The organism is Erythrobacter sp. 3-20A1M, from assembly GCF_018636735.1.
Taxonomy (GTDB): domain Bacteria; phylum Pseudomonadota; class Alphaproteobacteria; order Sphingomonadales; family Sphingomonadaceae; genus Alteriqipengyuania.
The window spans coordinates 1,710,251-1,726,292 of record NZ_CP045200.1; the positions used below are offsets into that span (position 1 = coordinate 1,710,251).

At 66.9% G+C, this 16,042-nt stretch carries 19 protein-coding genes and 1 tRNA gene; 11 read left to right on the forward strand and 9 right to left on the reverse strand.

Annotated features, from left to right (window positions below):
- Positions 1–156: 156 nt before the first annotated feature.
- Both F7D01_RS08425 and F7D01_RS08430 read left to right on the forward strand, forming a co-directional pair.
- Entirely contained in the window at positions 157–1,167 is a 1,011-nt protein-coding gene (locus F7D01_RS08425; protein ID WP_215227178.1) for a zinc transporter ZntB, read from the forward strand.
- Entirely contained in the window at positions 1,158–1,715 is a 558-nt protein-coding gene (locus F7D01_RS08430; RefSeq protein ID WP_215227179.1) for a DUF924 family protein, read from the forward strand. The genes F7D01_RS08425 and F7D01_RS08430 overlap by 10 nt, the downstream gene beginning before the upstream one ends.
- Positions 1,716–1,717: 2 nt before the next feature.
- Here the strand turns inward: F7D01_RS08430 and F7D01_RS08435 are convergent, their stop codons facing one another.
- The 4 genes from F7D01_RS08435 to F7D01_RS08450 form a co-directional block, all read right to left on the reverse strand.
- Positions 1,718–2,230: a GNAT family N-acetyltransferase gene (locus tag F7D01_RS08435; protein WP_215227180.1), complete on the reverse strand. Its 513-nt coding sequence runs from the start codon at positions 2,228–2,230 to the stop codon at positions 1,718–1,720.
- 58 nt (positions 2,231–2,288) lie between these two features.
- A complete protein-coding gene (locus tag F7D01_RS08440; RefSeq protein ID WP_215227181.1) occupies positions 2,289–3,530 on the reverse strand; it encodes a mechanosensitive ion channel in 1,242 nt (413 codons plus the stop codon).
- Between the two features lie 93 nt (positions 3,531–3,623).
- Positions 3,624–4,523, reverse strand: a complete 900-nt coding sequence (locus F7D01_RS08445; RefSeq protein WP_215227182.1) for a fatty acid desaturase family protein — start codon at positions 4,521–4,523, stop codon at positions 3,624–3,626.
- Positions 4,524–4,561: 38 nt separating this feature from the next.
- The gene (locus tag F7D01_RS08450) at positions 4,562–5,455 is read right to left on the reverse strand and encodes a prephenate dehydratase (protein ID WP_215227183.1); all 894 of its coding nucleotides are present in this window, start codon (positions 5,453–5,455) and stop codon (positions 4,562–4,564) included.
- A 160-nt stretch (positions 5,456–5,615) separates the two neighbouring features.
- Here F7D01_RS08450 and F7D01_RS08455 point away from each other — a divergent pair, with 160 nt between their 5' ends.
- On the forward strand, positions 5,616–6,293 hold the full coding sequence (locus tag F7D01_RS08455; protein ID WP_215227184.1) for a cytochrome c family protein: 678 nt from the start codon (positions 5,616–5,618) through the stop codon (positions 6,291–6,293).
- A gap of 32 nt (positions 6,294–6,325) precedes the next feature.
- On the opposite strand, the gene F7D01_RS08460 is transcribed toward F7D01_RS08455, so the two are convergent.
- Together F7D01_RS08460 and F7D01_RS08465 are read right to left on the reverse strand one after the other, a co-directional pair.
- A complete protein-coding gene (locus F7D01_RS08460) occupies positions 6,326–6,991 on the reverse strand; it encodes an RlmE family RNA methyltransferase (RefSeq protein WP_215227185.1) in 666 nt (221 codons plus the stop codon).
- Between the two features lie 28 nt (positions 6,992–7,019).
- Positions 7,020–8,225, reverse strand: a complete 1,206-nt coding sequence (locus tag F7D01_RS08465; protein ID WP_215227186.1) for a Ppx/GppA phosphatase family protein — start codon at positions 8,223–8,225, stop codon at positions 7,020–7,022.
- A 230-nt stretch (positions 8,226–8,455) separates the two neighbouring features.
- On the opposite strand from F7D01_RS08465, the gene F7D01_RS08470 reads away from it, so the two are divergent.
- From F7D01_RS08470 to F7D01_RS08505, 8 genes are all read left to right on the forward strand, one after another.
- Positions 8,456–8,529, forward strand: a tRNA-Gln gene (locus F7D01_RS08470).
- 167 nt (positions 8,530–8,696) lie between these two features.
- Positions 8,697–9,146, forward strand: coding sequence for a YeeE/YedE family protein (locus F7D01_RS08475; protein ID WP_215227187.1), 450 nt, complete (start codon positions 8,697–8,699; stop codon positions 9,144–9,146).
- Complete coding sequence (locus F7D01_RS08480) at positions 9,143–9,565, forward strand: DUF6691 family protein (protein WP_215227188.1); 423 nt, start codon at positions 9,143–9,145, stop codon at positions 9,563–9,565. The genes F7D01_RS08475 and F7D01_RS08480 overlap by 4 nt, the downstream gene beginning before the upstream one ends.
- Positions 9,562–9,972 carry a TIGR01244 family sulfur transferase gene (locus F7D01_RS08485; protein WP_215227189.1) on the forward strand — a complete coding sequence of 137 codons (411 nt, stop codon included), beginning with the start codon at positions 9,562–9,564 and terminating at the stop codon, positions 9,970–9,972. The genes F7D01_RS08480 and F7D01_RS08485 overlap by 4 nt, the downstream gene beginning before the upstream one ends.
- Positions 9,973–10,096: 124 nt before the next feature.
- Complete coding sequence (locus tag F7D01_RS08490; protein WP_215227190.1) at positions 10,097–11,542, forward strand: cytochrome ubiquinol oxidase subunit I; 1,446 nt, start codon at positions 10,097–10,099, stop codon at positions 11,540–11,542.
- A 2-nt stretch (positions 11,543–11,544) separates the two neighbouring features.
- Positions 11,545–12,552 (forward strand): cytochrome d ubiquinol oxidase subunit II, encoded by a 1,008-nt coding sequence (cydB, locus tag F7D01_RS08495; RefSeq protein ID WP_305825941.1) that lies wholly within the window; start codon positions 11,545–11,547, stop codon positions 12,550–12,552.
- Positions 12,552–12,686 (forward strand): DUF2474 domain-containing protein, encoded by a 135-nt coding sequence (locus tag F7D01_RS08500; protein ID WP_215227191.1) that lies wholly within the window; start codon positions 12,552–12,554, stop codon positions 12,684–12,686. Before cydB ends, F7D01_RS08500 begins: the two co-directional genes overlap by 1 nt.
- A gap of 52 nt (positions 12,687–12,738) precedes the next feature.
- Entirely contained in the window at positions 12,739–13,617 is an 879-nt protein-coding gene (locus F7D01_RS08505) for a TIGR00730 family Rossman fold protein (RefSeq protein WP_215227192.1), read from the forward strand.
- A 20-nt stretch (positions 13,618–13,637) separates the two neighbouring features.
- On the opposite strand, the gene thiD is transcribed toward F7D01_RS08505, so the two are convergent.
- The 3 genes from thiD to glmM are packed head-to-tail and all read right to left on the reverse strand — an operon-like array spanning position 13,638 to position 15,993.
- On the reverse strand, positions 13,638–14,432 hold the full coding sequence (gene thiD / locus F7D01_RS08510; protein WP_215227193.1) for a bifunctional hydroxymethylpyrimidine kinase/phosphomethylpyrimidine kinase: 795 nt from the start codon (positions 14,430–14,432) through the stop codon (positions 13,638–13,640).
- The gene (locus F7D01_RS08515; RefSeq protein ID WP_215227194.1) at positions 14,429–14,653 is read right to left on the reverse strand and encodes a DUF1272 domain-containing protein; all 225 of its coding nucleotides are present in this window, start codon (positions 14,651–14,653) and stop codon (positions 14,429–14,431) included. Before F7D01_RS08515 ends, thiD begins: the two co-directional genes overlap by 4 nt.
- Positions 14,653–15,993 carry a phosphoglucosamine mutase gene (glmM, locus tag F7D01_RS08520; protein ID WP_215227195.1) on the reverse strand — a complete coding sequence of 447 codons (1,341 nt, stop codon included), beginning with the start codon at positions 15,991–15,993 and terminating at the stop codon, positions 14,653–14,655. The genes F7D01_RS08515 and glmM overlap by 1 nt, the downstream gene beginning before the upstream one ends.
- Positions 15,994–16,042 lie beyond the last annotated feature (49 nt).

The window sequence follows — 16,042 nt, forward strand, 5'->3', positions numbered from 1 at the left end:
ATCGGGGCAATTCCAACAGGATGGAACACTTGGAACAGTGTCCTGGAGGGGAAAAAACTTCCCGTGCGTCGCGGGATATAATCGCGCCATATTGCGGTTTTGAGAGGGTATGGGGCATGAACGCGCCATAGCATCGACCAGGGGCGTAGGAAAAGCATGGCATCACGCGGCGGTAATACCGACGGAACGCAAGGCGACACGCCCCTGCTATTCGCCCGCGTGCTGGACGGGAAGGGTGGTGGCCGCCCGATCGGATGGGACGAAATCCAGAGCTGGCAGCCCGGGCCGGACGGGGCGGTGCTGTGGATGCATCTGTGCCGCACCGTGCCCGGCATTTACGAATGGCTGCAGGAACGGTTCGCCATTCCCGAACCGACGGCGGAGCTGCTGACCAGCGACGCGACGCGGCCGCGTGCCTTTCGCGAAGGCAATGCGCTGGTCGCGACCCTGCGGGGCATCAATTTCAATCCGGGGGCGGAGCCGGAAGACATGGTGTCGATGCAGGTGTGGAGCGACGGCACGCGCCTCGTCACGCTGCGCCGGTTTCCCCTGCAGACCCCGCGCGACGTGCTCGCCGCGATCGACAAGGGGGCGGGTCCACCTGATGCAGGCGCGGTGGTGACGGAGCTAACGGAGGCGATGGTCACGCGCATGAACCAGTCCATCGTCGACATGAACGACCATATCGACATGCTCGAGGAAGAGGACATGGACGACGATCCGGAGGAGATGCTGGAAAAGATCGCCACCATCCGCCGCAACTGCCTGGGCCTGCAACGCCATATGGGGCCGCAGCACGTCGCGCTGGAGGCGATCAGCCGCGACGCGCCCCCGTGGTTCGAGGATCACGACCGGCGCGAGATCGCCGAGACCATCGACCGGCTGCGCCGCTATCTGGACGATATCGACGTGAGCAAGGAAAGCGCGGTGGTGCTGATGGACGAGCTGCGGACCCGCGCGCTCGCCAGCAACGAACGCGCGACCTACATGTTGACGATCGTGGCGGGCATCTTCCTGCCACTCAGTTTCCTGACCGGCCTGCTCGGCATCAATGTGGGCGGGATGCCGGGGGTGGAGAACGGGCATGCGTTCTGGTGGGTCGCGGGCGTGTGCGGCGGGATCGGCGTGCTGCTGCTGGCCATCTTCAAGAAGCTGAAATGGCTTTGAGAGCCGATCGGCGCTGGGCGGCAGAGCTGCTGCAGGTGTGGTTCCACGCGCTGGAGCCGGCCGACCATTTCCGGCAGTCGGACGCGGTCGATGCGATGCTGCGCCGCCGTTTCGCGCGCGACTGGGCGGCGCTCTACACGCAACCTGCGGAAAGCTTCGCGCGCTCCCCCGGCGATGCGCTGGGCGCGGTGCTGCTGTTCGATCAGGTCCCGCGCAACCTGTTTCGCGATTCGGCCACCGCCTTCGCCACGGATCCGCTAGCCCGCGCCATTGCGAAGACCGCCATGGCGCGCGGGTTCGACCGGGGGATGGAGAAGGCGGAGCGGCAGTTTCTCTACATGCCGCTGATGCATAGCGAGCAGATTGCCGACCAGCTCTTATCGTTACGGCTGTTCACGCAGCTCGGGCGCGGCTTCGGCATGCCCTTCGCGCGCAGCCATTATCGCATGATCGCCCGGTTCGGTCGTTTCCCGCATCGCAATGCGGTGTTGGGAAGGCAGAGCACCGCGGCGGAAGAGCGCGCCGTTGCCGCGGGCAACGACTGGTAACGTCAGAGCCTGAGTTCCAGCAGCCACTCGTCGTCGCGGTGGTTGCCGACCCAGAAATCGATATCGGCGATCTTGGCGAAGCCGTAGCGGGCGTAGAACGCCTGCGCCCCGCGGTTCTCGCTCCATACCGATAGCTGGATCGCATCGTGACCGCGCTCGCGCGCCTCGGCCTCGGCCCAGTCCATCAGAGCGGCGCCGATCCCCTCTCCGGTACGGCCGGGGGCGGTGTAGAGCTGACCCAGCGCGATCGGGTTCGCCGCGTCGGAATGCGCTGCGTAGGGGCTGGGGTGGATCAGCTTGCAGAAGCCGATCAGAGCGTCCTCGCCTTCCGCCAGCCGATGGGTGCAGCGCGGATCGGCGATCTCACGCGCGACGACCTCTTCGGAATAGACCTCGCGCAGAAAGGTGGCGAGGTCGCCGGGGGTGTAGAGATGCTCGAACGCAGCGCAGAAGCTGTCGCGGCCTAGCGCGGCGAGGGCGGGAGCATCTGCATGGGAAGCGGGGCGCAGGATCATGACCCTGCGCCCCGTATCGGTTTGGCGGCGGGCGGTGAAGCCCCCGGGCGACGAGTGATCAGGCCCCCGGCGGCAGCGGCTCGTCGGACTCGGGGGCCGATGTGGGCTTGCTCCCGGGGCGGCGCGGCGCGGTGCCCGGGCTCGCAGCGGTCCGTTCGTCCCACTTGTCGAGCTGGCGCGCGGCCCACGCGCGGCCGCCGAGACCGAAGGCGAGCGCGCCGGCCACCGCGATGCCGATCACGATGGCGGTGAAGGCGGTTTCCGTGATGATCTCGCCCACGCCGGTGAATTGCAGCCCCATGAAGGTGAACAGCACGATCGTCGCCCAGCGCACGATGGTCGCGGCGGTGCTGCCGCCCTCGGTCCCGCCGATCACCCGCGCCAGCAGGTTCGCGATCAGGAAGCCGAAGCCGATCACCACCGCGCCGAACACCACCCGGCTGCCGAGCGCCAGCACCTCGTTGAGGATGGCGGTCAGTTCGGGGAAGTTGAGCAGACGTGTTGCCGCGATGGCAAAGAACAGGATGATCGCGATCTGCGCCACGCGTGCGATGATGCTGCTTGCCAGGGTGCCCTCGGGCAGCAGACCGGTCTCGCCCAGCGCACGATCGACGCCGAAGCCTGCCATGAGCTGCTTCAGGATGTCGACCACGAAGCGGCTGATGACATAGCCGATGCCGAGCAGGATCGCGGCGCCGATGATGCGCGGGATCGCGTCGAGGATCATGCGCAGCATGTCGCTGGCCGGTCCCGCGATGCTTTCGAGGTCGAGCGCGTCGAGCGCCAGGATGGCGACGGGAATGACGATCAGGACATAGACGATGACGCCGATCGTGCGGCTGATCGCGTTGTTGCCGGTCACGTTGTCGGCACCCGCGCGGTTGGCCCAGCGATCGAAATCCACCGTTTGCAGGGTCGTGACCACCAGGTCGCGCACGATCCCTGCCACCATCAGGCCGATGAACAGGATCAGGCCCGCCCCGATCAGGTTCGGGATGAAGGCCACAATCGCGTTGAGCAGGTTGGTCACCGGTTGCATCACGCCGCCAAGGTCGAGCACCTGCAGCACACCGATCAGGCCGAGCAGCCAGATCAGCAGCGAGACGATCCGCCCCAGCGATTCGCCCAGGCTGCTGCCCGAGCCGGTCCCGCGGCGAAAGAACGCGATCTTGTCGACCAGCTTGGCGAAAGCCCACTTGGCCGCTCTGGCGAGAAGCCAGGTGACGACGATGATCACGACGATCATAATCGCCTTCTGCGCGAGGCTCATCGCCATCGACTGGTCGAATTGGTAATTCATCGCAGTTCCCCCTGCTTTGCATGCCTTATCTGGACGCAACTCTCCCCGCGTCCATCGCCCCCTTCAATGGATGGTGGGCCGACTCGTTCCGCCTCAGGCGGAAGTGGGCCTGGTCGCGCGCGTCAGCACGTCGCTGAACCCGCGGGCGATGCAATCGTGCGCTGCGTAATAGCCGCGCGATGCGAGTAGGCGGTGCAGGGCGGGGAGGCGATAGGGCGGCACGCTGGCGAAGATGTGGTGCTCGACGTGGTAATTCACGTTGCACGGGCTGAACAGCAGCGCTTCCCACCAATGCGGGATGGTGGTGCCGGTATTGACCCGCGCATCCGGATGGTCGCGGTCCTTCGCGACGCCATGCTCGGAAATCTGCCGCAGGCGCATGGTCGCGGGATAGACGAAGATCCGCGCCGCCCACCACATCGCGTAGGCCCACGGTGCGCCCGCCGCCAGTAGGGCGACGAACAGCATCGCATGGAACAGCACCGAGGGTCCGGTCTGCGACCATTTGAAACCGTTGATCTCCGCCATCAGGTCGCGAAATCCCGTCTGCCCCGTAACGTCGCGGATCAGCTTGCGCTTCAGCGAGGCGCGGGTGACGGGATAGGATTTGACCATCCACCGGTCCGGATCTTCCGCCGTGCCCGCATGCCGGTGGTGATCGAGATGATAGCGGCGATAGAGATCGAGCGGGACATGCGCGATCGCGCCGCTGACCCACTTGCCGACGAAGCGGTTGAGCGCGGGCGTGCGGAAGAAGGCTCCGTGCGCGCAATCATGGGTGATGATCCCGAAGGCCTGGATTCGCCCACCCAGGATCACGATCGCGACAAGCACGGTCAGCGGATTGGGCCAGGCGATCGCCAGCGCGAAGGCTGCAATCGCCAGCAGCGCCTGCCAGCCGATCGTCGCAAAGGCGCGCGCGTCGGATTTGCGGCTGAGCGCCGCCAGCTCCTGGCGCGAAATATAGCGAAAGATTTCAGGGGCCTGTTTCATGGCAACGCGATATTACCAGACCGTGGAGCGACCGGCAATCAGCCCCGCTTGCGCGCCTGGCGGTAGCTGCCGAGCAGGCGCACGGCGCTGGTCTGAAACGCCAGCTCCTCCAGCGCGGTATCGACGCGCGCCTCGCCCGGCACCCCTTCGATATCGGCATAGAAGGTGGTCGCTGCGAAGCTCGCGCCCTGCTGGTAGCTTTCGAGCTTCGTCATGTTGACGCCGTTGGTCGCGAAACAACCCAGCGCCTTGTACAGCGCGGCGGGGATGTTCTTCACCTCGAACACGAACGTGGTCATCGCGGTCTCGCCGATGAGGTCCGCGGGGTTGATTCCTTCCTGTGCCAGCACCACGAAACGAGTCGTGTTGTCGGAGGCATCCTCGACATTGCGCTCGGCGATTTCGAGACCGTAGAGATCGGCCGCGATGGCGGGCGCGATGGCGGCGAGGCTGGGATCGCCGCGTTCCTTGACGAAGGCCGCGGCCCCCGCCGTGTCGGCATGGCTGAGCGGCACGATACTCCGCTCGCGCAGGAACTGCGCCGACTGGCCGAGCGCTTGCGGGTGGCTGTAGGCGGCGGTGTACGGCCCCTTGGTCAGACCCATCAGCGCATGTTCGATACGCATGAAATGCTCGCCCACGATCTTCAGCCCGCTGCCCGGCAGGAGGAAATGGATGTCGGCCACACGCCCGTGCTGGCTGTTCTCGATCGGGATGATCGCGCAACCGGCCGTACCCTGTTGCACCGCCTCGATCGCGTCGCGGAACGAGAAGCAGGGGAGGGGCAGCATGTCCGGCGCATATTCCTGTGCCGCGCGGTGCGAATTGGCGCCGGGGGATCCCTGCAACGCGATCGCACGGTGTGGCTGCGCGGCGGCGGCCGCGCGCATTTTCTCTACCATCGCGAGGGCGGGGCCGGGGAAGCTGCTCATGGTGGAGCGCCGGGTAGCGGCCCGGCCGGTTCGCCGCAAGCGCGCTCGCGCGCGGGGGTTCGAGGACCGGCTTGGGACTTGCCTTCGCCCGCGCGCCTGACTAGATCGCGGCGCAAACACCTCCTCCATCCAATTTCTATCGCGAAAGCCGACCGTCCGCATGAACGACAACCGCAATACCATTTTCGGCTGGGTCCTGTTCTCGGGCGTCGTGGCGCTGGGCCTTTCCAGCATCAGCAGCCGCGTGTTCCATTCCGAGGAGCCCGAGAAGGAAGGCTATTTCGTCGAGGGCGTCGCGGACGATGCCAGCGCCGAAGAGGGCCCCTCGCTGGCGACCCTGCTGGCGCAGGGCGATGCGACGAAGGGTGAGGCGATCTTCGCCAAATGCGCCGCCTGCCACACGATCGCGCAGGGTGGACCCAACGGCATCGGCCCCAATCTCTACCACGTGGTGGGCGAGAAGATCGGCGAGGGACGGGGCGGTTTTGCCTTCTCCAGCGACCTGTCGGGCCATGGCGGCACCTGGACTTACGAGAACCTCGACGCCTGGCTGAAGAGCCCGCGTGCCTTCGCATCGGGCACGAAGATGAGCTTCGCCGGTCTCGGCAAGGCTGAAGATCGCGCCAATGTGATTCTCTATCTGCGTGAAAACGGTGGCGGCCCGCCGCTGCCGACCCCCGAGGCGACCGAGCCTGCAGAGGGCGCGGCCGAAGGCGTGGATGGTGCAAGCGAAGGTCCCGGCGTGGTCGAGGGCGAGCCGCTGCAGCCCGATTCGGCGGTCGATGCGATGGGTGACGAGCAGCCGGTGGCGAGTGACAACGCGGCGCCTTCCAACTGATTAGACGGACCAACTGATCAGGCGGCCGGGCTTTACTCCCGGCCCTTGAAATCCTGCGCGACGACGTACCACTCCGACGAACCCTTGCGGCTCGCCGGGGGTTTCGCGTGCTTCACGGCGCGAAAATGCTTCTTGAGCAGGCCCAGCAGTTCGGCATCCGTGCCGCCTGCCAGCACCTTGGCGACGAAGGCACCGCCGGGGGCCAGAGTCTCGATCGCGAACCAGGCCGCGGCCTCCACCAGGCCCATCGTGCGCAGGTGGTCGGTCTGCTTATGCCCCACCGTGTTGGCCGCCATGTCCGACAGGACCAGATCGGGATCGCCGTCCAGCGCTTGCGACAGGGCCGCGGGTGCCTCGTCTGCCATGAAGTCCATCTGGAAGATGGTGACGCCGTCGATCGGTTCGGTTTCCAGCAGATCGATGCCGACGATCGCAGCCTTGGGCCGCAGCTTGCGCACCACCTGGCTCCACCCGCCCGGCGCGATGCCGAGATCGACGACGCGGGTGGCACGTTTCAATACCCCGAAACGCTCGTCCAGCTCGATCAGCTTGTAGGCGGCGCGGCTGCGATAACCGTCGGCCTTCGCCTGCTTGACGTATGGGTCGTTGAGCTGCCGTTCCAGCCAGCGGGCGGAGGACGCGGTGCGCCCCTTTGCCTTGCGCAGCTTGCGATCGGGATCGCTTCGGGCGCGGCTCATGCCGCGCCTCCGGCCAACAGCAGGCGGCTCACTTCGCGAGACTTTCGTCGCGTGTGCGGCGGACCGCTTCGCGGGTCATTTCCGCCGCGAAGTCCGCCGCCATCAGGCTGCGCAGGATGCCTTCGCGAATACCGCGATCGGCCACGCCGAGCTGATCGGCCGGCCACAGGTCGAGGATCGATTCGAGGATGGCGCAGCCCGCCACCACCAACTCCGCCCGATCCTGCCCGATACACGGCAGCGTGCCGCGCTCGTCCATGCTCATCGTGGACAACCGGGTGGAGATGTCGCGCATCGCGGCGGAGGGCACGATCAGCCCGTCGACCGCGCGCCGGTCGTATTGCGGCAGCTCGAGATAGAGGCTGGCAAGCGTGGTGACCGTGCCGCTGGTGCCGAGCAGCCGGATGTCTTCGTGCTTCGCGAAAGACGCGATGCGCTCGCCGAACTCGGCGAAGGCATCGTCCACCGTCTTGCGCATCCGGGCATAGCGATCGGCCCGCGCCTCGCTCCCTTCGCCCCGGCGCGTGACGGTATCGGTCAGGGAAACCACGCCCCAGGGCACGCTCTGCCAGTCGACGATATGCGGCACCGGCCCGTCGCCCGGCTCGATCAGCACCAGCTCGGTCGATCCGCCGCCGATGTCGAAGATGATGGCGGGGCCGTGCCCCTGCTCCAGCAGGATGTGACAGCCCAGCACGGCCAAACGCGCCTCCTCCTGCGCCGAGATGATGTCGAGCGCGATGCCGGTTTCCTGCCGCACCCGCTCGATAAAGGCGGGGCCGTTGGTGGCGCGGCGGCAGGCCTCCGTCGCGACCGAACGCGCGAGATGGACGTTGCGGCGGCGCAGCTTGTCGGCGCAGACCTGCAGCGCGGCCATGGTCCGCTCCATCGCGGCATCGGACAGCTTGCCGGACGCGGCCAATCCCTCGCCCAGCCGGACCACGCGGCTGAAGGCGTCGATGACGGTGAAGTTCTCGCCCGATGGGCGGGCGATCAGCAGGCGGCAGTTGTTGGTGCCGAGGTCGAGCGCAGCATAGGCCTGGCGCTGTCGCCGGGGATGCGCTGCGCGACGCGGCAATAGGCCCGGTCCGCGCGAACGGATCGCACCGCCTGCGATGGCTTTGTCTTCGGGCTGCGGGGGTCTCTTGTAGCGATAATCGGCTACCTTGCCGGACCGTTCTTCCCCCGTCTTGCCAGCCCTCCTGTCGAAGTCCGGCGGATTCATGTCCGCCATGATATGTCTCGTTCTTTTCCTCCCGCGCGAAAGGCCGCACGGGGACTTGGGATGGAACCTAGCCAATCGGACGGCGGGGGGCAAGCTGGCGCGCCGTCCGCCGTGGCAGCGCATGGCCGGATAGTCGCGCGCCTCGACGGCCAGTCGCCCTCGGGGCCTTGACGGCCCGGTGCGGCGAAACTAGATGCGCGGGCCTCGCCACAGGTGGGTCGCTGGACCCCGCTGGCCGATGCCCCGTCGTCTAATGGTAAGACTACGGACTCTGACTCCGTCAATTGAGGTTCGAATCCTCACGGGGCATCCAATTCCTCCTTCGCTATCGCTGCTGTAACGTGGCCCTCGAGACCGGGCGCCACTTCCGATCGCTTGACGGCGGCGAGCAGGGACAAATAGAACGCTTGCCCGTGACCCTTCCCGACCAGTGACGGAGCCGAAGATGCACATTCGCATCGCGATCGCCGGGCGCGCGGCATGAGCTTGCCCGGATTTCCCGAGGCCGCTCCGCTTGCCGGGCTGGTCGGCGGCGTGTTGATCGGGCTCGCCGCCGCGCTGATGCTGCTTGGCAATGGACGGATCGCGGGGGTTTCCGGCATCGCGACGCGCGCCGCGGGATTGGGCGGCAGCGGGATGTCCCGAGGTGAAGCATGGCTGTTCGTGCTGGGCCTGCCGCTGGGGGCGCTCGTCGTCGGCGTGGTGACAGGCGGACTACCGAGCCATTTCGCCGCGCCTGTACCGCTCGCGATCGCGGGGCTCATCGTGGGCGTCGGGACGCGGCTGGGCAGCGGATGTACCAGCGGGCACGGCGTATGCGGTATGAGCCGCCTGGCACCGCGATCTCTGCTTGCGACCGCGATCTTCATGGCGACCGGCATCGCGACCGTAGCGGCGATGAACGTGCTCGATTGGCGGGTGCTGGGATGAGATTGCGTGCGTTGGTCGCGCTGGTGGCGGGCTGCCTGTTCGGGGCGGGGCTGGCAATCGGCGGCATGACCGATCCTGCGCGCGTGCGCGGCTTCCTGGATTTTTTCGGCGAGTGGGACCCGACGCTGGCCTTCGTGATGGGCGGCGCGGTGGTGACGATGGCCCTCGCCTGGCGCATACAGCGTCGGATGGAGCGCCCGCTCTTCGAGGCGCAATTCGCTTTGCCGAGGCGCAACGATCTGACGCCACGCCTCGTGATAGGCGCAGCGCTGTTCGGTATCGGCTGGGGGATCGCGGGCCTATGTCCCGGGCCGGGCTTCGCCGCGCTGGCGATCGATCCGGGCGCGGCGGCGATATTCGTGCTAGCGATGCTGGCAGGCGTGGCGCTGGTGCGCCTGAGGGAAGGAGCAAAGACGTGATCATTAATCGGGTGGACAAAAACTTCGCCGTGGCGCCGCAGATCGCGCCGCAGGACATGGCGGCGCTGGCGGCGGACGGCTTCACCACCGTGATCTGTAACCGGCCCGACGGAGAGGAGCCTGGCCAACCCGACGTCGCGACGATGCGCGCTGCGGCTGAGGCCGAGGGCATGGCATTCCACCATATTCCGATAAGCGGCGGCGTGTTCCCGCCCGATTCAGTCGCTGCACACCGTACGGCGCGCCAGGAGGCGACTGGCGCGACGCTGGCCTATTGCCGGTCGGGCACGCGGTCGATCACGCTCGACGCGATCGCCAACCCGGATGAGCGCGAGCTTGAAGAGCGTCTGCGTCTGGCTGCCGATGCCGGATACGACCTTTCCGCGCTGCGAGGACGGGTCGCCTAAGTCGAGAGTTGCGAAATCCATTCCAGACTTTCACCGTTTCCCGCAACTTGTTGCAGGATGCGCAACTAAAGGTGAAAACGCGACACTTTCGCGCCGGCATCCCGTCGCCTAGGGTGCGGGCGAGATGTTCGACGCATTCGACCCGATAATCCTCGCCCGCATCCAGTTCGCCTTCACGGTGAGCTTCCACTTCATCTTCCCGGCGTTCTCGATCGGGCTCGCCAGCTATCTGATGGTGCTGGAGGGGTTGTGGCTGAAAACGGGCAAGAGCCTCTATCTCGACCTGTTCAAATACTGGCTGAAGATCTTCGCCGTCGCGTTCGGCATGGGCGTCGTCTCCGGCATCGTGATGAGCTACCAGTTCGGCACCAACTGGTCGGTGTTTTCCGACCGGGCGGGGCCGGTGATCGGGCCGCTGATGGCCTACGAGGTGCTGACCGCGTTCTTCCTGGAGGCGGGATTTCTGGGCGTGATGCTGTTCGGGATGGAGCGGGTGGGCAAGAAGCTGCACTTCGCCGCCACCTGCATGGTCGCAGGCGGCACCGCCATTTCCGCCTTCTGGATCCTGTCGGTCAACAGCTGGATGCAGACCCCTACCGGCTTCATCATGGGGCCGGACGGGCGGATGTTGCCCGGCGACAGCTGGCTGGCAATCATCTTCAACCCCAGCTTCCCCTATCGGCTCGTGCACACGGTGCTTGCGGCCTATCTCACCACAGCCTTCGTCGTCGGCGGGGTCGGGGCCTGGCACCTGCTGCGCGACCGGGCGAGCCCGCACGCGCGCAAGATGTTTTCCATGGCGATGTGGATGGCGGCGCTGGTCGTGCCGATCCAGATCTTCGCGGGCGATGCGCATGGCCTCAACACGCTGGAGCACCAGCCCCAGAAGGTCATGGCGATGGAGGGGCACTACCAGAGCCATCCCGACGGCGCGCCGCTGATCCTGTTCGGCATTCCCGACAGCGCCGAGAAGACGGTCAAATACGCGGTCGAGATTCCCAAGGCTTCCAGCCTGATCCTGAAGCACGATCCCAACGCGCCGCTCGCGGGGCTCGATACCATTCCCGACGACGAGGAGCCGCCGGTGGGGATCGTGTTCTGGTCGTTCCGGATCATGGTCGGGCTCGGCTTCGCGATGCTCGGCATCGGACTGTGGAGCCTCGTCGCGCGCTGGCGCAAGCGGCTCTACGACTGGAAATGGCTGCACCGCGCGGCGCTCCTGATCTCGCCCGCCGGTTTCGTCGCGGTGATCGCGGGCTGGGTCACGACGGAGGTCGGTCGGCAGCCTTACGTGGTCTATAACATGCTGCGCACGACCGAGGCTGCGAGCCCGCTGGCCGCGCCCGCCGTGGGTGCCTCGCTGATCGCTTTCGTCGTGGTCTATTTTGCGGTCTTCGGGGTCGGCACCTGGTATATCCTGCGCCTGATGCGCAAGAACCCCGAACCGGGCGAACGCGGCGTGCGGATCGGCGAGAAGGGCCCCATCCGCACCGCCGGGATCACGCCCGCGCTGCAGCGCGCAAGCATCGAATTCGACGCCGACAAGCTGCCGCCCGGGATGGAGCGCTGAGCATGCTGGTGAATTTCGATCTCACGACCATCTGGGCCTTCATCATCGCCTTCGCGATCTTCGCCTATGTGGTGATGGACGGGTTCGACCTTGGCATCGGCATCCTCTTCCCCGCCTTCGAGGTGGGCCATGGCCGCAACCGGGCGATGAACTCGATCGCGCCCGTGTGGGACGGGAACGAGACCTGGCTGGTGCTGGGCGGCGGCGGGTTGTTCGCCGCCTTCCCGCTCGCCTACGCGGTAATCCTGCCCGCGACCTATCCGCTGGTCATCGCCATGCTGCTGGGCCTCGTCTTTCGCGGGGTGGCGTTCGAGTTTCGCTGGCGCGACGATGCCCACCGCAAGTTCTGGGACGTGGGGTTCAGTCTCGGCAGCTTCGTCGCCGCGCTGGCGCAGGGGATGATCCTGGGCGCGCTGCTGCAGGGGATCGAGGTCACCAACCGCGCCTACAGCGGCAGCTGGTGGGACTGGCTGACGCCCTATACGCTCCTGACCGGGGTCGGCACCGTGGCGGGCTACGCCCTGCTGGGCGCATGCTGGCTGGTGTGGAAGCTCGACGGCGAGGTGCAGGATCGCGCGCGGCGGCTGGCCCGCTGGGCCACGGTCGCGACCGTGCTGCTGATGGGCGCGGTCAGCCTATACAATCTCGGCCTGCGGCCCGAATATGCCGACCGCTGGCTGTCCGCGCCGGAAATCTACTACGCGCTGCCCGTGCCCATCCTGACCGCGGTGGTGACCGTGGCGCTGCTCGGCTCGCTCAAGGCGGCGCGCCATTCGAAGCCGTTCTGGCTGGCGCTGGCGCTGTTCTTCTTCGGCATGGCCGGACTGGGCGTGACCATGTGGCCCTATGTCGTGCCGCCGGGCCTGACCATCTGGGACGCCGCGGCGCCAGAGCGCAGCCAGGTCTTCATGCTGGTCGGAGTCGCGATCACCATGCCGCTGATCATCGGCTACACCGCCTGGGCCTATTGGGTGTTCCGGGGCAAGGTCGGGGCGGAGGGCTATCACTGATGGGGCCCGAACGGTCCGAGGCTGACGATGCCCCGCTCTGGCGGCGGCTCGCCTGGATGGCCGCGATCTGGGCGATGAGCGTCGCGGCGCTGGGCGCGGTCGCCTTCGTCCTGCGGGCATGGATCAAGTCCTGAGCCGATAACAGCGCCATTGCCGACCCGCGCGGCCCGCACTAGGGCCGCAGCAATGAGCGACAAGAACGAACACGATAGCCCCATCGGCGACCGGAAATTCTACAAGGCGCAGGAAGAGGCGCAATTCTCCGAGAAATCGCCGAGCGACACGCCGCAGACGCGCCATCCCGCCTATCGCCTCGCCTTCCAGGACCGCGACTTCCTGCTGCGCGAGGAGCTTCGCCCGGTCCGCTTCCAGCTGGAACTGCTGAAGCCGGAAATGCTGCTGGAGGAAGCCGGGGTCGGCTCCACCATCGTCATGTACGGCTCGGCCCGCATTCCTTCGCCCGAACAGGCCGAAGCCGCGGTGGAAGCTGCGACCGAGGAGGAGAAGCCGGTGGCCGAGCGCCTGGCGGCCAAGGCGAAATACTATCACGAGGCCTATACGCTGGCGCGCATGATCACCGAGAAGGCGATCATCGAGAATGGCAAGCGGCAGTTCGTCGTGTGTTCGGGTGGGGGCCCGTCGATCATGGAAGCCGCCAACCGCGGCGCGAGCGATGCGGGCGGCGAATCGGTCGGCCTGAACATCGTCCTGCCGCACGAACAGGCGCCCAATCACTATGTGACGCCCTATCTCAGCTTCAACTTTCACTATTTCGCGCTGCGCAAGATGCACTTCCTGCTGCGGGCGAAGGCGGTGGCCGTGTTTCCCGGCGGTTTCGGCACGTTCGACGAGATGTTCGAGCTGCTGACCCTGATCCAGACCGGCAAGATGAAGCCGATGCCGATCCTGCTGTTCGGCAAGGACTTCTGGAACCGGGTGGTCGATTTCGAGGCGCTGGCCGACGAAGGGACCGTGTCGAGGCGCGACCTCGACCTCATCACCTGGTGCGAGACGGCCGAAGAGGCGTGGGCGCATATCGCCGAGTTCTACGACCTCGACCGGTAGGGCTGCCCGGCTGGGCGTGGTCAGTCGCCGCGCACCGCCTGATGGCCCAGCGGTCCATGCCCCGCACCGAAACCCGGCGCTTTCTGCAATGCCTCGCGCACGAAGCGTCGACCGAGCCGCACCGCGTGTTCGAGAGGCTGGCCGTGGCCCAGCAGCGTCGCGATCGCCGACGACAGCGTACAGCCGGTGCCATGCGTATGGCGCGTATCGATCCAGGGATCGTCGAACGAAGCGAAGGAGCCGTCGGCATGGACCAGCCGGTCGATCACGCGCGTGCTCTCGGCATGACCGCCCTTCGCCAGTACCGCACAACCGTAATCGCTGGCGAGCCGGGTCGCGGCCCCGGCGATCTGGTCCGGGCTGTCGCAGGGTAGGCCGGTAAGCGCGGCGAGTTCGGGCAGGTTGGGCGTGGCGAGCGTCGCGCGGCTCATCAACTGGGAAAAGGCGGCGATGGTATCCTGGTCCGCCAAAACGGAGCCGCTGGTCGCGACCATAACGGGGTCGAAAACCACCGCCCCGTCGAAGCTGTCGAGCCGCTCGATTACCGCGCGCGCGATGGCGGGCGAGCCGAGCATGCCGATCTTGATCGCGTCCGCCCCGATATCCCCGATGCAGGAATCGATCTGCGCGCCGACCAGGTCGGCGGACAGCGTTTCGACCGCCTGCACGCCGCGCGTATTCTGCGCGGTGATCGCGGTGATCGCGGTCATGGCGTAGCCGCCCAGCATGGTGACAGTCTTGATATCGGCCTGGATGCCGGCCCCACCGGAGCTGTCGGAGCCCGCGATGGCGAGGATACGCGGAGGAGTGCTCACGCCTCGAACCGCCGCTGCGCGGAAGCCGGGTACTTCTGCTGCAAGGCCTTGCTCCGCGTTGGACGGTCCATCACTTCGCCGCCGCAATTGGGGCAGAGATCGTCGAGCGCGTCGGCGCACTGCGCGCAGAAGGTGCATTCCATGCTGCAGATGAAGGCTCCCGGAGCTTCCGCCGGAAGATCGACGCCGCAGCGCTCGCAATCGGGCCGCATCTCCAGCATCAGCCGGCCGCCTCGCGCACCGCATCGCAGATACGCGTAACGACGGTCTCGACCTGCGCTTCGTCGTCGCCTTCCGCCATCACGCGGATCACCGGTTCGGTGCCGCTCGGTCGGATGACGAGGCGGCCCTTGTCGGCCAGCTCCGCCTCGGCATCGGCGATCGCGGCCTTCACGCTGTCCGCCTCGAGCGGGTGACCGCCGGCATAGCGCACATTGTGGAGCACTTGCGGCACGCGCTCGAAGCGGTGCAGCACCTCGCTCGCCGGGCGGCCCTCGCGCACCAGGCTGGCCAGCACGCGCAGGGCCGCGACCGTGCCGTCGCCGGTGGTCGCGTGATCGAGCAGGATCATGTGGCCCGACTGCTCCCCCCCGACATTGAAGCCGCCCGCGCGCATACGCTCGAGCACGTAGCGGTCGCCGACCTTGGTCCGCTCCAGCGTCAGGCCGCGCTCGGCCAGATGGCGTTCGAGGCCGAGATTGCTCATCACCGTGGCGACCACGCCGCCGCCGGTAAGCTCGCCCTTTTCCGCCATGCGCGTCGCGATCAGGGCCATGATCTGGTCGCCGTCGACCGCCTGCCCCTTCTCGTCGATCACGATCAGCCGGTCGGCATCGCCGTCCAGCGCGATGCCGATATCGGCGCCTTCCTCGATCACCTTGGCCTGCACCGCGGCGATCGCGGTGGAGCCGACCCCGTCGTTGATGTTGGTGCCGTCGGGATCGACGCCCAGCGTCACGATCTCCGCCCCCAGTTCCCAGATCGCACTGGGCGCGACCTGATAGGCTGCCCCGTGGGCGCAATCGATCACCACCTTCAGCCCGTCGAAGCTGATGTCGTCGCTGACCGATTGCTTGACCGCGTGGATGTAGCGCCCGCGCGCATCCTCGATCCGGCGGGCGCGGCCGATATGGGCGGCCGGCACCAGGCTGGGCTGCTGCTCGATCAGCGCCTCGATCGCGGTCTCGGTATCGTCGTCCAGCTTGAACCCGTCGGGACCGAACAGCTTGATCCCGTTATCGCGATAGGGATTGTGACTGGCCGAGATCATCACGCCCAGATCGGCGCGCATCTCGCGCGTCAGCAGCGCGACCGCCGGGGTGGGCAGGGGTCCGGTCATGATGACATCCACCCCCATGCTGGTGAAGCCCGCGACGAGCGCGCTTTCCATCATATAGCCCGACAGGCGGGTATCCTTGCCGATCACCACCCGGTGGCGATGGTCGCCGCGGCGGAAATGCGCGCCCGCCGCCTGCGCCACGCGCATCGCCATCTCGGCGGTCATCGCCCCGGTGTTGGTCTCGCCCCGAATCCCGTCGGTGCCGAAGAATTTGCGTCCCATCTGCAATCCATTCCCGCATTGCGCGCATGTATGTTGTTTGCCACCCGTC

What these genes read in the sequence shown, in the direction of transcription:
- F7D01_RS08425 (WP_215227178.1), top strand. Translation starts at nt 157, where the DNA reads ATGGCATCACGCGGCGGTAATACCGACGGAACGCAAGGCGACACGCCC.
- F7D01_RS08430 (WP_215227179.1), top strand. Translation starts at nt 1,158, where the DNA reads ATGGCTTTGAGAGCCGATCGGCGCTGGGCGGCAGAGCTGCTGCAGGTG.
- F7D01_RS08435 (WP_215227180.1), bottom strand. Translation starts at nt 2,230, where the DNA reads ATGATCCTGCGCCCCGCTTCCCATGCAGATGCTCCCGCCCTCGCCGCG.
- F7D01_RS08440 (WP_215227181.1), bottom strand. Translation starts at nt 3,530, where the DNA reads ATGAATTACCAATTCGACCAGTCGATGGCGATGAGCCTCGCGCAGAAG.
- F7D01_RS08445 (WP_215227182.1), bottom strand. Translation starts at nt 4,523, where the DNA reads ATGAAACAGGCCCCTGAAATCTTTCGCTATATTTCGCGCCAGGAGCTG.
- F7D01_RS08450 (WP_215227183.1), bottom strand. Translation starts at nt 5,455, where the DNA reads ATGAGCAGCTTCCCCGGCCCCGCCCTCGCGATGGTAGAGAAAATGCGC.
- F7D01_RS08455 (WP_215227184.1), top strand. Translation starts at nt 5,616, where the DNA reads ATGAACGACAACCGCAATACCATTTTCGGCTGGGTCCTGTTCTCGGGC.
- F7D01_RS08460 (WP_215227185.1), bottom strand. Translation starts at nt 6,991, where the DNA reads ATGAGCCGCGCCCGAAGCGATCCCGATCGCAAGCTGCGCAAGGCAAAG.
- F7D01_RS08465 (WP_215227186.1), bottom strand. Translation starts at nt 8,225, where the DNA reads ATGGCGGACATGAATCCGCCGGACTTCGACAGGAGGGCTGGCAAGACG.
- F7D01_RS08475 (WP_215227187.1), top strand. Translation starts at nt 8,697, where the DNA reads ATGAGCTTGCCCGGATTTCCCGAGGCCGCTCCGCTTGCCGGGCTGGTC.
- F7D01_RS08480 (WP_215227188.1), top strand. Translation starts at nt 9,143, where the DNA reads ATGAGATTGCGTGCGTTGGTCGCGCTGGTGGCGGGCTGCCTGTTCGGG.
- F7D01_RS08490 (WP_215227190.1), top strand. Translation starts at nt 10,097, where the DNA reads ATGTTCGACGCATTCGACCCGATAATCCTCGCCCGCATCCAGTTCGCC.
- cydB (WP_305825941.1), top strand. Translation starts at nt 11,545, where the DNA reads ATGCTGGTGAATTTCGATCTCACGACCATCTGGGCCTTCATCATCGCC.
- F7D01_RS08500 (WP_215227191.1), top strand. Translation starts at nt 12,552, where the DNA reads ATGGGGCCCGAACGGTCCGAGGCTGACGATGCCCCGCTCTGGCGGCGG.
- F7D01_RS08505 (WP_215227192.1), top strand. Translation starts at nt 12,739, where the DNA reads ATGAGCGACAAGAACGAACACGATAGCCCCATCGGCGACCGGAAATTC.
- F7D01_RS08515 (WP_215227194.1), bottom strand. Translation starts at nt 14,653, where the DNA reads ATGCTGGAGATGCGGCCCGATTGCGAGCGCTGCGGCGTCGATCTTCCG.
- glmM (WP_215227195.1), bottom strand. Translation starts at nt 15,993, where the DNA reads ATGGGACGCAAATTCTTCGGCACCGACGGGATTCGGGGCGAGACCAAC.